The following is a 20,403-nucleotide window of genomic DNA, read 5'->3' on the forward strand; positions in this document are numbered from 1 at the left end:
TCCTTATATCAAGATTTAAAAATTATGCTTGTAGTTGTACCTTGTTAATAGTATCAGCATTTGTATCTTCTGGGAAGTATACTTCATACCATAGAATAAATAGGTAAGGTGTCATAATCTTTTGCATGCTTGATTTACCTTCATCGTGTTCCTTTAGAATTCTTAACAATTCATCAGTGTTAAAGAACTTTTCAGCAACGTCAGAAGTAAATGCTCTAACAATTCTTTCATGGAACTTAGGTTCTCTGATCCATGATGCAATTGGTGATGGGAAACCAAGTTTTTCCTTCATAGCAACCTTGTCAGGTAATGCACGTTCAGCTGCCTTACGAAGTGAAATCTTAGTACCTTCTTTGTTGATACGAGTCTTAATTGGCATAGTTGCAGCAAATTCAGCAACCTTCTTATCAACCAATGGAGTTCTAACTTCAAGAGAGTTAGCCATACTCATACGGTCAGCCTTTTGTAGAATATCAAATGGCAACCATGCATTGATATCAAAGTATTGCATTTGAGTCATTTCGTCTTTGTCAGCTACTTCATCAAAAATGTACTTTGAGTATGCACCTGAATCAACGTTCAATGATGGATCCTTTAATAACTTGTTTCTGTCATCGTAGTTATAAACGTAGTTAACACGGTAATATCTTTCACTCAATGGTTGAGCACCACGAATTAAGAAACGACGACCGTGGAAACGAGGCATCTTAGTAGCCATCTTAGCTAATGCACTACGGATAAATCCAGGAACATATTTTTGGTATCTTTCAAAAGGAATCGCTTCTAGGTAAGTGTTGTAACCACCGAAGAATTCATCGGCACCTTCACCAGATAGAGCAACCTTAACTTCTTTACTAGTACCTTGAGCTAAGTAGAACAATTGGATAGCTGATGGATTTGAAAGTGGTTCATCCATGTAGTACATCATAGTTGGTAGGAAGTCAAAGTAGTCATCACCAGTAATCTTGATTGGTGTGTTCTTTTGACCAATTTGTTGAGCAAAGTCAGTTGACCATGATAATTCACTAAACTTAGAATCGTTGAATCCAAGTGAGAATGACTTAATTGGTTTTAGTTTTGAAGCTTCATTTAAAACATAACTTGAGTCAACACCACTTGATAGGAAACTACCAACTTCAACGTCGGCAATCATGTGAGCCTTTACAGAGTCCTTAACGATTGCTTCAATCTTCTTGGCATCTTCTTCAACTGTTTGTGATTCATCAATGTGATCGTAGTTAAACTTGTAATATCTGTGTGTTTCAGTCTTCTTTTCATCAATGTGGTGAATGAAGTAAGTACCAGGCATTACTTTGTAAACGTTCTTGAACATTGTTTCTGCTGATGGAATAAATTCAAAACTTAAGTGAATTGGTAGAAGTTTTAGGTTTAATTCCTTCTTGAATGCAGGGTTTGATAAGAATGCTTTTAATTCAGAACCGTACATAAATGCGTCGCCATCGTCGTAGTAGTATAGTGGCTTGATTCCGAAATGATCACGAGCACCGAAGATTTCATTGTTAGCACTGTCATAAATAACAAATGCGTACATACCACGAAGTTTGTCCAATAGTTTTGGACCCCATGCTTCGTAACCACGAATTAGAACTTCTGAATCAACATCAGTTTCAAATTCCCAACCTTCAGAAATTAATTCATCCCTAATTTCTTGATAGTTGTAAATTTCACCGTTAAAGGTTAATACTTTCTTCTTATCTTTGCTGTATAGTGGTTGGCCACCATGAGCTAAGTCAATAATTGATAGACGACGGAATCCCATTGATACCTTATCGTCTTGGAAATACTTTTCATCATCAGGGCCACGATGCTTTATTCGATTAGCCATCTTTTCAATGGTGTCGTTAGGCACATCTTTATGATTTACATATCCACAAAATCCACACATAAGTTTTATTCCCCTTTGTTTTTTTAATGTATTAATAATTTTTAGTTACTTTTTAATCGTACTTATTTTATTGTAACAAAATATTTAGATTTTAGGCCATAAAAATAGCAATTTAATCAATGATACAAATTTATATAGTACACAAACTAATATTATTAAGTATAATCATATCTATTCTTCTGTCCAGTGAAATCGTCTAAAAATCGCCATAAATTTGTACAAAACAAAAAGACGCTGCTAAGCGTCTTTTATTTACGAGCATTATTGTACTCTTTCATCGCGTTTCCTGTGACTGATTTAGCGTCATTTAAAGCGTCTTTTGGTGTTCCTGAATATAGGATTTCACCACCGTAACGACCGGCCTTAGGACCTACGTCAATCATCCAATCTGACTTACTAATTACAGATAAATTATGTTCAACAATGATTAGGGTGTTACCCTTTTCTACTAATTCATCAAATAAATTAGTCATAATTGATACATCTTTCATATGCAATCCGGCAGTTGGTTCATCCAACAAGTAGACAGTACCGGTCTTGTTTAGTTGTAATGCTAGTTTTAATCTTTGAACTTCCCCACCTGATAATGTATCAAGTGATTGACCAAGTGAAAGGTAATCCAAACCAACCTTTTGCATATTAACTAACTTGTCGTGAATTTCGGCAACGTCACTGAAGAACTTAATTGCTTCTTTAATTGATAAGTTCAATACTTCGGCAATGTCTAAACCATTTAGTTTGTATTGTAGTGCTTCGTCACTGTAACGTTTTCCATGACATTTTTCACAAGTTTGAACAACTGGATCCATGAATGCCATGTTAGTAATTTGAACTCCACGACCCTTACATAACGGACATTTACCTTTTCCATTGTAGCTAAATAGTTGTCGTGAAACATTGTTATCATCCCCAAATAACTTTCTAATATCGTCTAAGATATTTAGATAAGTAGCTGGTGTTGATCGAATGTTTACCCCAACAGCATCTTGGGTTAAATCAATGTAGCCGGTCTTTAACTTGTCCTTAACTGCTTGGATTAATGAACTTTTACCGGATCCGGCAACCCCTGAAATAACGGTTTGCGCGTTTAATGGAATTGATACATTGGCATGCTTTAGATTATGAATGTTAACATCCTTTAAATCCAAGGTGTCATTGAAATCCTTGGATTTCTTAAATACCAATGGTTCTTGTAATAACTTACCGGTGATGGTGTCACTCTTAAGTAAGTCGGAATACTTACCATCGAACATAATCTTTCCACCATCTTTACCTGGTTTAGGCCCAATTTCAACAACGTAGTCGGCAATTGGAATCAATTCTGGGTTATGTTCAACGACTAGGACCGTGTTGCCCTTATCCTTTAATTTTCTCAACGCATGACTGATTAGTTTAATATCCGCTGGATGCAATCCAACACTTGGTTCATCTAAGATGTAAACCATGTCAGACAATGAACTATTCATGTACTTTGCAATCTTAATTCTTTGAGTTTCCCCACCAGATAATGTGTCAGTACTTCTGTCCAATGTTAAATAACCTAGACCCAAGTCAATTAATGATTGAATCTTGGTAGTTAATTCTCTCAACAAATCGACTGTTAGTTTTTCATCAATTGAATCTAGAAATTCGATAACGTGGTTTAAGTCCATTTGTAAAACATCGGCAATGTTATAGCCATTAATCTTACAAGTAAGAACTTCTGGTCTTAACTTAGTACCATGACACTTATCACAAGCCGTTCTATTAACGATTTCTTGAATGGCTTCCTTGTGATGTTCTCCCTCTTTACTTTCAATGATTGAACGTTTAATTCTTGGAATGACACCTTCATACAAAATGGACTTTTTCCATTCCTTAGGCGCATCAGTTAAATGATGTTGTGGTGCGTATAATAAATCATTTAATTCTTTTTCAGAATAGTCTTTAATCTTCTTATCGTTATCGAATAAGCCAGTGTAAGCATAACGTTTCCAACGCCATGTTCCAGGGCCAAAACTAACGAATGTAATAGCCCCTTCATTTAATGACTTATCGTAATCAATCACCTTATCTGGATTGATGTGATCAATGTAACCTAGCCCCTGACACTTATCACACATCCCTTGAGGCAAGTTAAATGAAAATGTATCTGAGTATCCAACCCAAGGTTTACCAATTCTAGAGAATAGTAATCTCAATAATGAATAGATTCCAGTGTAAGTAGCAAGTGTTGAACGTGGATTTTTTCCGACCTTCTTTTGTTGAATGACAATCGCAACAGGTAGATTATCGATTCTTCCTACATGTGGAGCTCCATACTTTGGTAGGTATTGTTGTGTGAAACTAGGGAATGTTTCGTTTAACTCTCTTCTAGAGTTTGCTGCAATAGTATCAAAAACGAGTGATGATTTCCCGGCACCAGATAGTCCCGTGAAAACCGTAATCGCATGTTTCTTGATGCTGATATCCAAGTGCTTTAAGTTGTTTTGAAAAGCATTATGAACCTCGATATAATCTTGATTTGGCATTTCAATCCTCCTGAATTCACTTTGTAGTGACAATTATAGTAGTTATAAGAATCAATTTCATTTATCTTGTTTAATAATTAAGAATTTATAAAGATAATCTGTTTTCTTGAGAAAAATAAATTTTTAATACTATAATGAAACCATAGACACGATATCTAATCGAAAGAAGATGAAATTATGGCAGAACAAAAAAGAGATAAAATGATTGGTTTAGTAATGTTCATTTGTAACAAGTACAGTCGTAAGGATTTTCGTTTCGCAAAGTCTTTAATCTCTCACAGCTATGATGAAACTGTTGAAAGATTACAAAATGCATACCAAGAATCCTGTGATGCTTTCAAAAAGCGTATCTTAGAACCAATTAAGATTCCAGCTGATACTGTCGCTATTGATTACAGTGCTGCATTTGAAAAAATGACTGCTACTAGAATCACTACCCATCAATTAAAGAAATATTCAAAACATGCCTTAATTGCTAAGGAAATGTTAGAAAGAATCAACGAACCACTAGATTAATAAATAACTAAAAAAGTCATCCTTAATTAGGATGGCTTTTTTCTATTTCATTAATTGATATAACTTACCGTAGTTAACGGTTCCTAAACCTGTAGCTTGGTTGTACTTCTTTCCAGGTTGACCAGTGTAGTACAAGTTACTATTGTCTTTATCAGAATCTAAAGTGTTAAATGGTGAGTTGCCGTTGTTAGCAAGTGCATATAACTGTGGATTCCATAGTCCAAAACGATGCTTTGCTCTAGTAGCGAACAAAGCATTTACCGCAGCAACTTGAGGGGCTACGATACTTGTTCCACCATCGGTAAACCATTGGTTGTTGTATAACACAGTGTATCCAGTTTGAGGATCACCATTTGCAACAATGTCCGGTAAGTTTCTACCAGATGCAGTTGACGATATTTGGCTTGGCTTTGCGTATTGCTTGGCGTAACCACTATCCATGTTCCAGTATTGAACAGCGTTGTAACTATTTACACCGCTAACATTGCTTTGGTATGCAGGTGTTTGGTTGAACTTACTGAAACCACCACCGGTTCCAGCAAAGTAAGTGCTCAAGAAACTATTTTGATCACTATTATATAGTTTCAAATGGTTAAAGTATGGATATAAGAAATCATTTGACCATGCACGTTCCTTATCAATCTTAACCTTGTGACCATTAACAGTATAACTGATTGGAACACTGGTTGCTCCAACCGCTGTAATGAATGGAGAAGAAGCAGGAGATTCAACTGTTAATCCAGTTACCCCACCTTCAATACCATCATAGGCACCGTTGTCACCGGTTGAATTAAAAATACTAATTCCTTGTGCAGCACCTTGTAGTAACAAACTATTCATAATTGAATTGTAGTTTTTAGAAATAAATCCTTCATTCATCATTTGTTGTAGTTCAGCTTCACTGATTCCCCAACTTAATGATAAACTGTCGGACTTGTTGGAACTGATTGCTTTAGCGAAGCTTTCTACCATTCCAGAGATGGTTGGTTGAGAAACATAAACGTTGATATTGGACTTAGGAGCAATCGCACCAGCTTGTTGAATGTCCATTGTGGTTTCATCACTTTGTGACTTGATTGAGGCATAGGCATCCTTATAAACGTGAACTCGTTTAATGCTTGAAGGAACCCCTACCTTCTTCCAAAAGCTTGTTATGTCAGAATTCTTGAAGCCCCCAAATGAGATAATCCCAATACCGTGTTTAGCACCAAGTTTGGCTTGTTTTAGTGAGGTTACACCATAACGACTGATGAAGTCCTTTGGGCTACGCTTCATTGAACTGCTCTTAGTTTTCTTAGCAGCATTGCTATTGACGTGATCATAGTTGCTTAATCCCATGAATCCATTAACATGCTTTTGAAGCTTCCCTCTTATTTTTGGTTCGTGGTTTGGACGGTAGACAAACTTACCGTTGACCTTCACTCTCACTTGCTTATACTTAAGCGCTTTTTGAATGTTAGACTTGCTACCATAACCTCTTAAAACTAGGTTACCTGCGTACTTGGTAGTCTTAATATGATACTTTTTGAAATACTTTTGAATTGCAGCAACAGTTCTATTAGTTTGTCCATAACGGTTGGCAAACTGTTTGGTAGATAAGAACTTCTTATGCTTGGTTAAAACATAATTTTCTAGTTTACTATTACTCCTAGTTTTTAGAATAATCGCGAAGTTGGAAGTCGCTGAACTAGATTTTGCTTTTGACTTCTTCTGAATTTTGACCTTATGTACTGTTTTCTTAGCTTGAGCATCAACGTTGTAGTTAAATGCTGTTCCCAATAAAACAGAGGCACTTAGTGTCGCAATAATTGTTTTTCTATAATTCACTCGTATCACCCCTTATGTAGTTTCATAATATTCCTAAAAATATCTTAAGTATACATATTTAAGCAATTCTTTATAATTTTTTATGTTAGTATTGAATATAGTTACATAGTGAAAGGAGGTTTGCAATTTGTTTAAAGAATTCAAAGCATTCATCTCTAAAGGTAATGTCTTAGACTTAGCCGTTGGTGTAATCATTGGTTCAGCATTCACAACCATCGTTAAGTCATTTACTTCCAACTTGATTAATCCTTTAATTGGAATTTTCATGGGTCAAATGAACTTATCATCAATCGTCTTCTCAGTGGGTTCAGCTCACTTCAGAGTCGGTAGTTTCATTAACGATGTTATTAACTTCTTGATTGTTGCCTTCGTTGTATTCTTGATTGTAAGAACTTACAACAAAGTTTCAAAACGCGATACTACTCCTAAGGATACCAAGACTGACATCCTATTAGGTGAAATCCGTGATTTACTTTCAGAACAAAAAAATAACAAATAACAACAAACCCAGGTATTTTTATGCCTGGGTTTTTCTTTTTGATATTAAGTTCGGTTTTAAAATATGATAAAATATTATTACTATTTCAAAAAATGAGGAGTTAATATGGTGATAATTACAGCAGGGATGATTGGTGTTGGTAAGACAACTTTGACCGGTAAAATAGCAAAACATTTAGGCACTAAGGCCTTCTATGAACCAGTTGGTGAAAATCCTGTTTTGCCTTTGTACTATAACAATCCTGAACAATATGGATTCTTATTACAAATTTACTTTTTAAACAAACGTTTTTCAATGATTAAAAAAGCGCTATCAGATGATAATAACATCTTAGATAGATCAATCTACGAAGATGCCCTTTTCACAAAGCAAAATAATGCTGAAGGTAACATTTCAGACATGGAATTGAAAATTTACCTAGAATTATTGGACAAAATGATGGGCGAATTAGATCAACTTCCTAAAAAAGCTCCAGACCTAATGGTATACGCTGAAACCGATTTTGAAACCATTCTACACAGAATTAAAATGCGCGGCCGTGACTACGAACAATTCGATAACGATCCTAAGTTAAAAGAATATTACTATCACATGTGGTCAGCATACAAACAATGGTATGAAGAATATGATAAGAGTCCTAAAATGAAGATTGACCTTCAAAAATACGACCTATCAGAAGATGCTAACGTCGACATTGTTTTAGACATGATTGATGAAGAACTTAAAAAAATCAGATAATAAAAAAATCCCAAATCATATTGATTTGGGATTTTTTGTATTTAGTTATCCTCTAATGTACCTAATTCAAAGATTGATTGACCATAAATTGCCATTGCTAACATCAAGTCATCTACAACTTGGTATTCGTTAGCTTGGTGCATTGTGTTTACAGTCCAAGGGAATTCAGCACCGAATGCTACCCCTCTCTTCATCATACGACCGTAAGTACCACCACCAACTACTTGTGGTTGAGCTTCAGTCTTACCAGTACGTTCACGGTAAACATTGATTAGTTTGTTTACGATTGGGTCTTTTGGATCAACATAGTGAGGAACCATGTCGTCTGTATTCTTAACAGTACCATCCATTACCTTAGCAGCTTGGCTTAGGTGTTCACCAATGGTTTCAACACTAATACCCTTAGGATATCTAAAGTTAGTGTTAACGAAACCACCATCAGTTGGGTTGAACTTTAAGATACCAACGTTCATTGTTAAGTCACCCATGATTTCATCAGTGTAGTTAGCACCGATTCTGTTTGCTCGAGAATCACCATGTAGGAATTCTGCGACAAACTTAATGAAGTTTTTAGCATCACCAGAGAAATCATAGCCACGTAAGAAGTTAGCTAGGAATGTTCCACCATTAACACCGTTTCTTGGTTCCATTCCGTGTGCTGACTTACCAATTAAATGTAACTTGATTCCATCTTCAGTGATTTCAGAACCACCGTCTAGTTTACGATCTTGCATAAATGTTGAGAATTCTTCTGCCATTTGATCCTTAAATACAGTCTTAACATCAGCAAAAGCGTCCCTTGGAACCATGTTTTCTCTTAAACCGGCATCGAAGTTAGCTAAGTAGTAATCAGCTGAATCTTCTTGGTCAGTACCGAAAGTAGTTTCAAATGTTGTATTACCCTTTTCACCATTAATGACTGGGAATTGAGCATCTGGAGAGAATCCAAAATCAGGTTCTGGTTCTAACTTGAAGTAATGCTTCATTCCAGTCCAGTTACTTTCTTCATCAGTACCAATAATGAATCGAATCTTGCAGTTAGGTTCAATTCCTTGGTCCTTCATCATCTTTAGACCATAGTATGCAGCCAAACCAGGTCCCTTATCGTCGGAGGCACCACGACCAAATACTTTACCGTCTTTGATCATCATTTCAAATGGATTGCTGTCCCATCCTTCACCGGCTGGCATAACATCAGCATGGGCTAAAATAGCAAATGTCTTATCGCCACTACCGTATTCTATGTAACCAACTAGGTTATCTAAGTTTTTGACAGTGAAACCGTCGCGTTTACCAATTTCTAAGTACTTTACTAATGCTTTAGCTGGACCAGGTCCTAAAGGAAATTCATCAGTAGCCTCGTTATCATTTCTTTCACTATCGATAGAAATTAAGTCAGCTAAATCCTTTAGGTAATCTTCTTTGTAGTCTTGAGCTAATTTATCCCAATTAATCATTTTGAAATCCTCCTTTACCTTTCCATATATTTTAGCATAATCTTATAAAAACACATCAATGAAGTACCAAATTTTTAGTGATATACTGAATATAAAGCGTTAGGAGGAATTAATATGACAGAAATTTCAACTGACATCGTTAATAACACCATTATTAAACGTCCAAATAATAGCCATAAAGGTACCTTTGGACGAGTTGGTATTATTGGTGGAACAAATAACTTTGGCGGTGCTATTATCATGGCTTCTAAATCCTGTGTATATTCTGGTGCAGGATTAACAACTACTTTTACTGATCAAGTCAATCTTTCTAGTCTTCACACTCACATTCCTGAAGCAATGTTTGTAGACTTTAACGATTTAGATAGTATCAAATCAATGATTAATGGATTCGATGTTGTATTAATCGGACCAGGACTAGGAACTGATGAAAACAGTCTGACAATCTTAAAAACTGTTTTCAATAACATTCAACCAACACAAAAATTAATCATTGATGGTTCAGCCATTACACTTATTGCCAACCATAATCTTAGCCTTCCAGATGCAAAACTTATTTTCACGCCACACCAAATGGAATGGCAAAGATTATCCGGTATTAAAATAGATGACCAAACCGATGAAAATAATAAAAAAGCGGTCAAACAATTAAACGCTACGGTTGTTGTTAAATCACACCATACCAAGGTATATTATAATGATGATATCTGGACTAATCCTGGTGGTACCCCTGCTCAAGCAACAGGTGGTATGGGTGATACCTTAGCCGGTATGGTTGCCGGGTTCGTGGCACAATTCTCAGATACAACTAATGCAGTTTTATCTGCAGTATATGCTCACAGCGCAATCGCAGATAATTTAGCTGAGAACCAATATGTCGTTCTTCCCACCCAAATCATTGAACACATCCCTGAATTCATGAAAGCAAACGAAAAAAAGACAGAATCATAATCGATTCCGTCTTTTTTTATTTGCGATTTATAAAGTTAAAAATTATTACCAATGATAATGGAATAATTAATACTAATACTGAATAAGCATTTAAATAATGATCGACAATTCCCATGATGAAAGTTCCTAAAATGAAACTTGTTATTACCATGATGGTATCAACCAATAGTGATTTGGCCTTTTTATCATGATCAACCAATACTAAATATGCATTATTAGCAATTTTGCTAATGTTTCCGGTCATCATTAATGGATTAAAAGGATTGCCCTTTAGCAGTTTGAACTCTTGCAACTGGGCAGCTGATACTAACGATAAAAGTCCAACGATTAAAACCGATGAAGTATCTTTGACTAGTAGACCAACAATCATAACAACCACAATTTCATAAAACATAATTATCACTTTTCGTGTATTGATGGAGTCCAGTTTTCTTTGCATTACTTTGATAATCACAATTCCTAGTGCGAAGAAAATAATTGAGAAAATGTACTTCAAAGATTGAGCAAAATCATGATTGGCCAAACTAATCCCAAATAAAATTGAGTTTCCTGTTTGTAATCCAGCAAATACCCCACCCTGTTCAATAAAGGTATAGGCGTCAATTCCACCACTGGTTATTGCCAAAAGGATTGCGATTAATGGATGCGTAAATATATCTTTATTTTTCACCTTCATTACCCATGCTTTCAGTCTTATTTATTATTTAATGTTCAATTTGTTACGGATTGATGTTGCCTTACCACCAATAACTGTATCGGCGATTCTACTCTTAAGTGCAAGGTAAACGTATACCACTCCACCTAATAGAGTTGAAATTGAAACAACGATGAAACTACCAACACGAGTAAATGGATTCATCAATAAACCAACAATCATGTTACCAGCATATACTGATGCTAAAGCAACAAGATATGTTACAAGTGAGAATAGTACGATCCAGTTAATTTGGTTTAGCATCTTATCACTTCTAATCTTGAATTGACGATCCAATGAATTAATAATCAATCCATTTACAACCATAAATCCAATTGCAGAAGAAATTAGAGGGCCAAATTCTTTGAAGAAGAATACCATTGGGAATTGTGATACTACCTTAGCAATGATTCCGTAAATAAAGTATCTTACGGCAACCTTGTTTTGAGAAATTCCTTGCATCATTGCAGTCACTACAGTGAACAATCCAAAGAAGATTGAAATAATGGATGAGAACGCTAATACGTTAGCTGATAGTGCACCATTACCAGTTCCGTAGAATAAACGGTTCAAAGGACCAGCAACAGCGGTCATCCCTAACGCTGCTGGAATCATTACGAATGAGAATAATACAAAACCACTTGAAATTTGGTGGCTGATTTCCTTTTTATCACCCTTTGTATATGCTTCGGATAATAAAGGAACAACTGTGATTGCCATTGCAGAAGCAAGTGAGATGGTAATCATAATTAGTTTATTGGCGTTACCAGCAAAAATTGCATATAACTGGTTAAGCACTTGATCAGATGCGTTTGTCGCAACATGCATAATCTTAAAGAATGTAAATTGATCAATTAGTTGGAAGATTGAAATTCCAGCACCTAAAATAACAAATGGTACGGCTTGTTGGATAATTTCAACGTATAACTTATTGGCATTTACATGAATTTCATTATTACTGTTCTTAACCAATGAACGGTAGTAACGACGGCGTTTTAAATAATACCAACCTAAAACTAACAATCCTGCAACTGAACCAATGAAGGCAGCAAAGGTAGATTGAGAAACGGCAGTTACCCAATTACCGTGTAACATCTTAATGATGAAGAACACAGCTACCAACATGTAAATAACACGGAATAGTTGTTCAGCGAATTGTGAGATAGCTGAAGGTGCCATATCTTGGAAACCTTGGAAGTAACCACGGGTTAAACTCATGGTTGGAATGATTAATACGGCCCATGATAATGATCTCATAACCGGAATCAAATCAGGATTACCGTTATCAAATGCAGGGGCTCCGATATATAAGATTAATGCACAAACAATACCTGTGATTAATGATAATAACAATCCTCGCTTGTATAACCTGACACTGACACCATACTCATTTAAGGCATTATAATGAGCAACCTGTTTGGCAATTGCGGATGGGATTCCGGCAATTGAAATAATTAAAATCAAACTATAAACGTTATATCCTTGAACGTATAAAGCATTTGCCTGTAGATACAAAGTTCCAAGCATCATACTCCAAGGAATTATGTATACTGCTCCTAATATTCTTGATAAGATGCTTCCCGCAGTCATCCATGCGGATCCCTCAATCATCTTATCCTGAGCTAAATTATCTTTCATATTTTTATCTTGTTCATGCATATCGCATTCCCACTTTCAAATTTCTCTAACTTGTTCATTTTAATCAATATTTTACTCGTAATCAACATCATACCACTATTAGACACAAAAAAAGAGTGATAATCGTTAAATTATCACTCTTTTTCTTTAGTTAGCAACGATATTTACAATCTTACCAGGAACAACAATTACCTTTCTAACTGTCTTTCCTTCAATATCTGCCTTAATTTTGTCATCACTCATAGCTGCTTCTTGAGTGTCATCCTTAGATGCATCAGCGGCAACCTTAATATGAGCTCTAACCTTACCGTTAACTTGAACTACGATTTGTACTTCATCATCAACTAGTTTGCTTTCATCATATTCTGGCCATTTAGCATAAGTAATGCTGTCGTCATGACCAAACTTGCTCCATAGTTCTTCAGCCATGTGTGGAATGATTGGTGAAACTAACTTCACGAATCCTTCCATGTAGTCTAGGAATAAACTATCTTGCTTGTAGCATTCGTTTACAAATACCATCATGCTTGAAATTGCAACATTGAAACGAAGGTTTTCGTAGTCATCAGTTACCTTCTTAACAGTTTGGTTGTAAATCTTATCTAATTTATGGTCATTTACAGTAGTGATACGGTCACGAAGTCTTTCTTCATCATCAATCATTAATCTCCAAACACGGTTAACCCATCTGTTGGCACCATTAATACCTTCAGTACTCCATGGTTTTGATTCAGTTAATGGTCCCATGAACATTTCGTATAATCTCAATGTATCTGCACCGTATTCTTCAACGATATCGTCAGGGTTAACAACGTTACCCTTTGATTTAGACATCTTTTCGTGGTTAGTACCTAAAATCATTCCTTGGTTAACTAACTTGTGGAATGGTTCCTTGGTAGGAACAACACCTAAATCGTAAAGAACTTTGTGCCAGAAACGGGCATATAGTAAGTGAAGAACGGCATGTTCTGCACCACCAATGTATAGGTCAACTGGTAACCATTTCTTTAATAATTCAGGGTCAGCAATCATCTTATCATTGTGTGGATCAATGTATCTTAAGTAATACCATGAACTACCAGCCCATTGTGGCATGGTGTTAGTTTCACGTTTACCCTTACGACCATTTTCATCAACAACATTTACCCATTCATCGATGTTAGCTAATGGAGATTCACCAGTACCTGATGGTTCAATGTTATCAGTTTCAGGTAATACCAATGGAAGTTCATCTTCTGGTACTAAACCAGTTTCACCGTCTTCCCAATGAATAACTGGGATTGGTTCACCCCAGTATCTTTGACGTGAGAAGATCCAGTCTCTTAAACGGTAGTTAGTCTTTGCATGACCTGATTTATTATCTTCCAACCATTTTACGATAGCGTCAATGGCATCTTTTTTGTTCATACCATCTAAGAAGTCTGAGTTAATGTGAACACCGTCACCAGTGTAAGCTTCTTTTTCAATGTCGCCACCTTCGATAACTGGTTTGATAGGAAGGTCAAATTTCTTGGCAAATTCATAATCACGGTCATCATGTGCTGGAACAGCCATAATTGCACCAGTTCCGTATGATGAAAGAACGTAGTCACCAATCCAAATTGGAATTTGTTCACCATTAACTGGGTTAATTCCGTAAGCTCCGGTAAATACACCAGACTTGTCTTTGTTTAAATCAGTACGTTCTAAATCAGACTTAGTAGCAACTTCCTTACGGTAAGCTTCAATTGCTTCTTTCTTGTCGTCAGTAGCAATCTTGTCTACTAAATCATGATCAGGTGCTAACACAATGTATCCAGCACCGAATAATGTATCTGGTCTAGTTGTGAAAACTTCAATCTTTTCATCATGATCTTTAACACCAAAAAATACGCTAGCACCCTTTGAACGACCGATCCAGTTTCTTTGCATTTCTTTAATGCTTTCTGGCCAGTCTAAGTCGTCTAAGTCATCGATTAAACGATCAGCGTAAGCGGTAATCTTTAATACCCATTGTTTCATTGGGACACGGTATACTGGGTATCCACCACGTTCAGTCTTACCATCGATAACTTCTTCGTTAGCAACAACGGTTCCACCCATAAAGTCTGGAGCCCAGTTAACTTCGATTTCGTCTTCGTAAGCTAAACCTTTTTTGTATAATTGTTCGAAAATCCATTGAGTCCACTTGTAGTACTTAGGATCAGTAGTATCAACTTCTCTGTCCCAGTCGTATGAGAAACCTAATGACTTAATTTGTTCTCTAAAGTGTTCGATGTTCTTTTGAGTAAATGAACCAGGATGGTTACCTGTCTTCAATGCGTATTGTTCTGCAGGTAAACCGAATGCATCAAATCCAATTGGATGTAATACGTTCTTTCCTTGCATTCTCTTAAATCTAGCCATGATATCAGTCGCAGTGTATCCTTCAGGATGTCCTACGTGAAGTCCTTGACCAGAAGGATATGGGAACATATCTAGAGCATAGTAATTTTCTTTGTTTTCATCATTTGTTGTTTTAAAAGTTTCATTGGTTTCCCAATATTTTTGCCATTTCTTTTCAACATCTTTGTGATTATAAGCCATAAAAAATTCCTCCTTTAATCAGTTATCGAATAAAAAAGTCCTATAAGCTATAAAGCCTATAGGACGAAAATTCCGCGGTACCACCTAAGTTTATCTATAAAGTACAGATACATCTCAAGTCCTTAACGCGGAAAACGTCTTAACCTACTGAGATTCAGTCAAGATCTCTACGACTAGTTCAATTAGCATTGGTCTAAATTCACAGCAGCCATTTAGTTTCTGAAAAGCAACGCCAATTTACTACCTCGTATCAACAATTTCTATTCGGTAATTTAATTATTTTAAATATACCAGTCTACAGAATTAAAATCAAGGACAATTATCAAATGTGTTAGAATTATTGATAGTTATTAATCAAGGAGTAATTAAATAATGAAAATTCAACCATCAGTTAGATACAGTCATACCCTTTTATCTCAATTGGTGCAAAACGGCGACACTGTCGTTGATGCAACCGTTGGAAAAGGAAATGATACTGAGTTTCTGTCACAGTTAGTCGGTGAAAATGGTAAAGTTTATGGGTTCGATGTGCAAACTGAAGCAATTAACTACACCAAACAAAGATTAGATGACAAAAATTTAAGTAGTAACGTCACACTTTTTAATACCGGTCATGAAAATATTGAAAAACTAGTCGATGGATCAATTAATGCCGCCATCTTTAACCTTGGATATCTACCGGGAAGCAATAAGGATATCATCACAAAACCGGACACTACCCTGACAGCAATTAAGGCATGTCTGGACAAACTAGAAGTAAATGGCATTGTCGTCTTAGTTCTATACTATGGACACGATGGTGGTCCACAAGAAAAGGATGCCGTAATTCAATATGCTCAAAGTTTAGACCAAAAAACATTTTCAGTCATGCAATATCAATTCATTAATCAGGTTCATTGCCCACCTATCCTATTGGCAATACAAAAAAATTCCAACTAATTAAAGTTGGAATTTTTTTCTTTACTTTTTAGCTAAAATACGATCATATAAGTTTACAATTACCGCAAAGATAACGATAAACAAACATACCCAAAATACTTTGTGTAATGAATCGTAAATCACGTTTCTTAATGGTTCCATTAACTTAGCTGGAACTAAATGAGCAGTTTTAACGTTAACAATTTTATTAATCATATCCATTTTGGCACCATCAGTATGAAGAATTCCAATGGTTAATTGTCTATTCATCACGATACCTAAAACAGCCACAATCAATGTTTGACCAAAGATTCTACATAATGTATTGAATGATGTTGCAACACCAACGTCTGATTTTTCAACACTATTTTGTGAAATCACTGTTCCATTGGTAATGGTGATTCCAAAACCAATTCCACAAATTGCAGCGATTGCGAAGAACCAAGCAAATGAAACGGTAAATGGAAGTAATACCACCCAAATGGCAGCAACTAAAATAAAGAACAAACCAAACATTGTTGCGTAGAATGCCTTCATTCTCGATAATAACCATCCTGATACAAATGCACCAAAGATCCAAAGGATTGAAGTTGGTGTGATAGCTAGTCCAGAAAGTGTTGCTGGATAACCGAAAATCCCTTGTGTCCAAACTGGAAGATAAACTTCTAGTCCCATCAAGAAACCACTGATTAGAAAGGCAATGATGTTTTGAATAACAAATGTTCTGTTTTTCAATAACTTCATTGGAATGATTGGATTTTCAGCACAATGTTCTTTTCTTACGAATAAGATTAACAATAATATTGAGAAGAAAATACAATATGAGATTGGTTGCCAGTTATTTTCTAAATCACTAATCAATTGGATGATGTACATCAATGATAGTAATAACAGTGATAGATAAACCATTCCTAGATAATCAATTGATTGTTTAACCACGATGTGTTTTTCATGAAAACTCATGATAAAAATAATTAAAGCAATGATTCCTAGTGGTAAGTTTAAAAAGAAAACCCAGTGCCAACTAAGGCTATCAACTAAAAATCCACCGATTAAAGGCGCCATAATGGATGCAATTCCCCAAATAGCACCATTTAATCCTAAGATTTTCCCCCTATTCTCATCTGAATAAATGTCAGCAACAATCGTGTAGGATAATGGCATAATTACACCAGCACCGACCCCTTGAATAGCTCGCCAAATTATCAATGTTGTCATTGAATTAGACATTCCAGAGAAAATTGATCCGATTAAGAAGATAACAATCCCAAAGATAAATATCTTCTTTCTACCAAATTGATCTGATAATTTTCCATAGATTGGTGTCGATATCGCATTGGTAAGTAGGTAAACTGAGAACACCCAGTTCATAATTGAAACACCATGTAAATCCCCTACAATTGTGGGCATCGCAGTTGATACAATCGTTCCCTCAACAGCACTCATAAATGTAGCGATAAACAATGATATGGTAACTAATAAAACATTGTTCTTTTGCGTATTAATACTCATTGTTCCTCCATCAAAATAAAAACGATTTATAAGTAATTTTCTACAAATAAATCGTCTTTATCGTTTTAAGATATATTATTTAAAGAAATTTTGTAGTTCTTCAACCTTGTCAGTGTGTTCCCAAGGTAAATCAACATCAGTTCTACCAAAGTGGCCGTAAGCGGCTGTTTTCTTGTAAATAGGACGCTTTAGGTCCAACATCTTAATGATACCAGCTGGTCTCAAGTCAAAAATTTCTCTAATTGCTTTAATTAGGTCATTTTCTGAAACAGTAGCAGTACCAAAAGTATTTACAGAAATTGAAACAGGTTTTGCAACACCAATAGCGTAAGCAACTTGTACTTCAATACGAGTAGCTAACTTAGCAGCAACGATGTTCTTAGCAATGTATCTAGCAGCATAACTTGCTGATCTATCAACTTTAGTAGCATCCTTACCAGAGAATGCACCACCACCGTGGTGAGCAGCTCCACCGTAAGTATCAACAATAATCTTTCTACCAGTTAAACCAGCGTCACCTTGAGGTCCACCAATTACGAAACGTCCAGTAGGATTAATGAAGAATTTAGTGTTGTCATTTAGTAATTCAGCTGGAATAACAGCCTTGATTACTTGTTCGATAACATCTTTTCTAATTTGTTCTAAAGTAACATCTGAATCATGTTGAGTACTTAAAACAACAGTTTCAACAGCAACTGGCTTGTTGTTGTCATCGTATTCAACAGTTACTTCGGCCTTTGCATCAGGTCTTAAATATGGAATTGTACCATCTTTTCTTAAGTCAGCAATTTTTCTCATTAATTTGTGACTTAGAGAAATTGGAAGTGGCATTAGTTCAGGTGTTTCATCAACAGCGTAACCAAACATTAAACCTTGGTCACCTGCCCCAATCTTATCTAGAGCATCTTCACTACTGTCACGAGTTTCTAGAGAATCATCAACACCTTGAGCAATATCAGGTGATTGTTCATCAATGGCTACTAATACTGCACAAGTATTACCATCGAAACCATATTGGTCATTGTCGTAACCAATTTCTTTGATAGTTTCTCTAACAATTTTTTGAATGTTAACGTATGCTTTGGTAGTAATTTCACCAAAAACTAATACTAAACCAGTAGTTACTGAACATTCACAAGCAACTCTGGAATCAGGATCTTGTTTTAACATTTCATCTAGAATAGCATCACTGATTTGATCAGCAATTTTATCTGGATGTCCTTCTGAAACAGATTCTGATGTAAATAAATGTCTTTCTTGCATTTTAATGATTCCCCCTATTAATTTGGTTACAAGGCATCTTCACTATCAAGGTGAATCCTATCGGGAATACGCTTATAACTCTTAAAATAATATCATAACTTTAATATTTTTTAAAGTAATCACAAATACAAAAAAAGACTACCCTCTCGGATAGTCTTTTTTTAATTAGTACCGGAGGTGGGGTTCGAACCCACACGATCTTGCGATCACTGGATTTTGAGTCCAGCGCGTCTGCCAATTCCGCCACTCCGGCATAATATTAAAATGAAGCCAAAGGCGGTAATCGGATTTGAACCGATGATAAAGGTTTTGCAGACCTCTGCCTTACCACTTGGCTATACCGCCATTTTAGTTCGAATTCAACTGGGCTAGCTGGATTCGAACCAGCGCATAATGGAGTCAAAGTCCAGTGCCTTACCACTTGGCTATAGCCCAATTAAAAAGGGCGGTAGGTGGGAATCGAACCCACGCGTGTCGGAACCACAATCCGATGTGTTAACCACTTCACCACTACCGCCATAGCAACATTAACAGGGATAGCAGGAGTTGAACCCGCACCAACGGTTTTGGAGACCGTTGTACTACCATTATACTATATCCCTATGGTGGAGGGGAGTGGATTCGAACCACCGAACCCGAAGGAGCGGATTTACAGTCCGCCGCGTTTAGCCAGACTTCGCTACCCCTCCATAAATGGCGCGGGACAGAATCGAACTGCCGACACACGGAGCTTCAATCCGTTGCTCTACCAACTGAGCTACCGAGCCATACCATTTATGTTTTGCTATAGATAAATATTCAATTATGTTGTCAATGACAACAACGGTTCGTACGAGACTCGAACTCGTGACCTCCTGCGTGACAGGCAGGCGTCCTAAACCAACTAGACCAACGAACCAGTCCAATATATTTGGAATGGAGGATACAGGGCTCGAACCTGTGACCTCCTGCTTGTAAGGCAGATGCTCTCCCAACTGAGCTAATCCTCCAAATATAAATGACCCGTACGGGATTCGAACCCATGTTACTGCCGTGAAAGGGCAGTGTCTTAAACCACTTGACCAACGGGTCATAACTATAAGGTATACGGAGAGTAAGGGATTCGAACCCTTGAAACAGGCATTCACCCGTTTACATCATTTCCAATGATGCTCCTTCGGCCAACTCGGACAACTCTCCAAGACCAGTTATAACTCCGAATGTCAGACTCGAACTGACGACAACCTGATTAACAGTCAGGTGCTCTACCAACTGAGCTAATTCGGAATAACGCGCGGCAACGTCCTACCCTTGCAGAGGGCGATCCCTCAACTACTATCGGCGTTTAGAAGCTTAACTTCTGTGTTCGGCATGGGAACAGGTGTATCCTTCTAGCTATCGCCACCACACTATTTATCTGAAAGAACTTC

At 36.4% G+C, this 20,403-nt stretch carries 14 protein-coding genes, 12 tRNA genes, 1 rRNA gene, 1 riboswitch and 1 other annotated feature; of the genes, 5 read left to right on the forward strand and 22 right to left on the reverse strand.

The features are described 5' to 3' along the window. Positions 1–22: 22 nt before the first annotated feature. Together asnB and OEZ61_RS01090 are read right to left on the reverse strand one after the other, a co-directional pair. Complete coding sequence (gene asnB, locus OEZ61_RS01085; protein ID WP_041152206.1) at positions 23–1,906, reverse strand: asparagine synthase (glutamine-hydrolyzing); 1,884 nt, start codon at positions 1,904–1,906, stop codon at positions 23–25. Between the two features lie 248 nt (positions 1,907–2,154). Then, positions 2,155–4,416: an excinuclease ABC subunit UvrA gene (locus tag OEZ61_RS01090; RefSeq protein WP_263527701.1), complete on the reverse strand. Its 2,262-nt coding sequence runs from the start codon at positions 4,414–4,416 to the stop codon at positions 2,155–2,157. Positions 4,417–4,593: 177 nt separating this feature from the next. On the opposite strand from OEZ61_RS01090, the gene OEZ61_RS01095 reads away from it, so the two are divergent. Continuing rightward, a complete protein-coding gene (locus OEZ61_RS01095) occupies positions 4,594–4,932 on the forward strand; it encodes a hypothetical protein (protein ID WP_217303932.1) in 339 nt (112 codons plus the stop codon). A 42-nt stretch (positions 4,933–4,974) separates the two neighbouring features. On the opposite strand, the gene OEZ61_RS01100 is transcribed toward OEZ61_RS01095, so the two are convergent. Then, positions 4,975–6,759, reverse strand: coding sequence for a S53 family peptidase (locus OEZ61_RS01100; RefSeq protein ID WP_263527700.1), 1,785 nt, complete (start codon positions 6,757–6,759; stop codon positions 4,975–4,977). Between the two features lie 127 nt (positions 6,760–6,886). Here OEZ61_RS01100 and mscL point away from each other — a divergent pair, with 127 nt between their 5' ends. Together mscL and OEZ61_RS01110 are read left to right on the forward strand one after the other, a co-directional pair. Beyond that, positions 6,887–7,258 carry a large-conductance mechanosensitive channel protein MscL gene (gene mscL, locus OEZ61_RS01105; protein ID WP_034531247.1) on the forward strand — a complete coding sequence of 124 codons (372 nt, stop codon included), beginning with the start codon at positions 6,887–6,889 and terminating at the stop codon, positions 7,256–7,258. Positions 7,259–7,363: 105 nt separating this feature from the next. After that, positions 7,364–7,996 (forward strand): deoxynucleoside kinase, encoded by a 633-nt coding sequence (locus OEZ61_RS01110; RefSeq protein ID WP_034531249.1) that lies wholly within the window; start codon positions 7,364–7,366, stop codon positions 7,994–7,996. Positions 7,997–8,037: 41 nt separating this feature from the next. On the opposite strand, the gene pepV is transcribed toward OEZ61_RS01110, so the two are convergent. Next, positions 8,038–9,453, reverse strand: coding sequence for a dipeptidase PepV (gene pepV, locus OEZ61_RS01115; protein WP_041152202.1), 1,416 nt, complete (start codon positions 9,451–9,453; stop codon positions 8,038–8,040). A 114-nt stretch (positions 9,454–9,567) separates the two neighbouring features. Between pepV and OEZ61_RS01120 the strand changes: the two genes are divergently transcribed. Next, complete coding sequence (locus tag OEZ61_RS01120) at positions 9,568–10,404, forward strand: NAD(P)H-hydrate dehydratase (RefSeq protein ID WP_263527699.1); 837 nt, start codon at positions 9,568–9,570, stop codon at positions 10,402–10,404. A gap of 16 nt (positions 10,405–10,420) precedes the next feature. Here the strand turns inward: OEZ61_RS01120 and OEZ61_RS01125 are convergent, their stop codons facing one another. From OEZ61_RS01125 to leuS, 3 genes are all read right to left on the reverse strand, one after another. Further along, on the reverse strand, positions 10,421–11,074 hold the full coding sequence (locus OEZ61_RS01125; protein ID WP_263527698.1) for a YoaK family protein: 654 nt from the start codon (positions 11,072–11,074) through the stop codon (positions 10,421–10,423). Between the two features lie 30 nt (positions 11,075–11,104). Further along, positions 11,105–12,757 (reverse strand): polysaccharide biosynthesis protein, encoded by a 1,653-nt coding sequence (locus OEZ61_RS01130; protein ID WP_041152200.1) that lies wholly within the window; start codon positions 12,755–12,757, stop codon positions 11,105–11,107. Positions 12,758–12,883: 126 nt separating this feature from the next. Continuing rightward, positions 12,884–15,301, reverse strand: coding sequence for a leucine--tRNA ligase (leuS, locus tag OEZ61_RS01135; RefSeq protein WP_263527697.1), 2,418 nt, complete (start codon positions 15,299–15,301; stop codon positions 12,884–12,886). Positions 15,302–15,357: 56 nt separating this feature from the next. Beyond that, positions 15,358–15,564, reverse strand: a binding site (T-box leader). A gap of 109 nt (positions 15,565–15,673) precedes the next feature. On the opposite strand from leuS, the gene OEZ61_RS01140 reads away from it, so the two are divergent. Beyond that, positions 15,674–16,240 (forward strand): class I SAM-dependent methyltransferase, encoded by a 567-nt coding sequence (locus OEZ61_RS01140; RefSeq protein WP_034531257.1) that lies wholly within the window; start codon positions 15,674–15,676, stop codon positions 16,238–16,240. Positions 16,241–16,261: 21 nt separating this feature from the next. Here the strand turns inward: OEZ61_RS01140 and OEZ61_RS01145 are convergent, their stop codons facing one another. From OEZ61_RS01145 to rrf, 15 genes are all read right to left on the reverse strand, one after another. Further along, positions 16,262–17,731: an MDR family MFS transporter gene (locus OEZ61_RS01145; RefSeq protein WP_057197715.1), complete on the reverse strand. Its 1,470-nt coding sequence runs from the start codon at positions 17,729–17,731 to the stop codon at positions 16,262–16,264. A 75-nt stretch (positions 17,732–17,806) separates the two neighbouring features. After that, positions 17,807–18,994, reverse strand: coding sequence for a methionine adenosyltransferase (gene metK, locus OEZ61_RS01150; RefSeq protein WP_041152197.1), 1,188 nt, complete (start codon positions 18,992–18,994; stop codon positions 17,807–17,809). Then, positions 18,992–19,077: riboswitch (SMK box riboswitch) on the reverse strand. (Overlaps the previous gene by 3 nt.) Before the next feature lie 86 nt (positions 19,078–19,163). Next, a tRNA-Leu gene (locus OEZ61_RS01155) sits at positions 19,164–19,247 on the reverse strand. Positions 19,248–19,268: 21 nt separating this feature from the next. After that, positions 19,269–19,339 (reverse strand) — tRNA-Cys (locus tag OEZ61_RS01160). An 18-nt stretch (positions 19,340–19,357) separates the two neighbouring features. Then, positions 19,358–19,429, reverse strand: a tRNA-Gln gene (locus tag OEZ61_RS01165). 9 nt (positions 19,430–19,438) lie between these two features. Continuing rightward, positions 19,439–19,511, reverse strand: a tRNA-His gene (locus OEZ61_RS01170). A 14-nt stretch (positions 19,512–19,525) separates the two neighbouring features. Then, positions 19,526–19,596 (reverse strand) — tRNA-Trp (locus OEZ61_RS01175). Between the two features lies 1 nt (position 19,597). Then, positions 19,598–19,683: transfer RNA gene (locus OEZ61_RS01180), tRNA-Tyr, on the reverse strand. Positions 19,684–19,688: 5 nt separating this feature from the next. Beyond that, positions 19,689–19,761, reverse strand: a tRNA-Phe gene (locus OEZ61_RS01185). A gap of 56 nt (positions 19,762–19,817) precedes the next feature. After that, positions 19,818–19,892, reverse strand: a tRNA-Asp gene (locus OEZ61_RS01190). An 18-nt stretch (positions 19,893–19,910) separates the two neighbouring features. Continuing rightward, positions 19,911–19,983, reverse strand: a tRNA-Val gene (locus OEZ61_RS01195). 9 nt (positions 19,984–19,992) lie between these two features. Beyond that, a tRNA-Glu gene (locus OEZ61_RS01200) sits at positions 19,993–20,065 on the reverse strand. 16 nt (positions 20,066–20,081) lie between these two features. Continuing rightward, positions 20,082–20,173, reverse strand: a tRNA-Ser gene (locus OEZ61_RS01205). 14 nt (positions 20,174–20,187) lie between these two features. Continuing rightward, positions 20,188–20,260: transfer RNA gene (locus tag OEZ61_RS01210), tRNA-Asn, on the reverse strand. A 5-nt stretch (positions 20,261–20,265) separates the two neighbouring features. Further along, positions 20,266–20,382, reverse strand: a 5S ribosomal RNA gene (gene rrf / locus OEZ61_RS01215). Positions 20,383–20,403 lie beyond the last annotated feature (21 nt).

Source organism: Apilactobacillus sp. EABW-1NA, from assembly GCF_030398685.1.
GTDB lineage: Bacteria > Bacillota > Bacilli > Lactobacillales > Lactobacillaceae > Apilactobacillus > Apilactobacillus waqarii.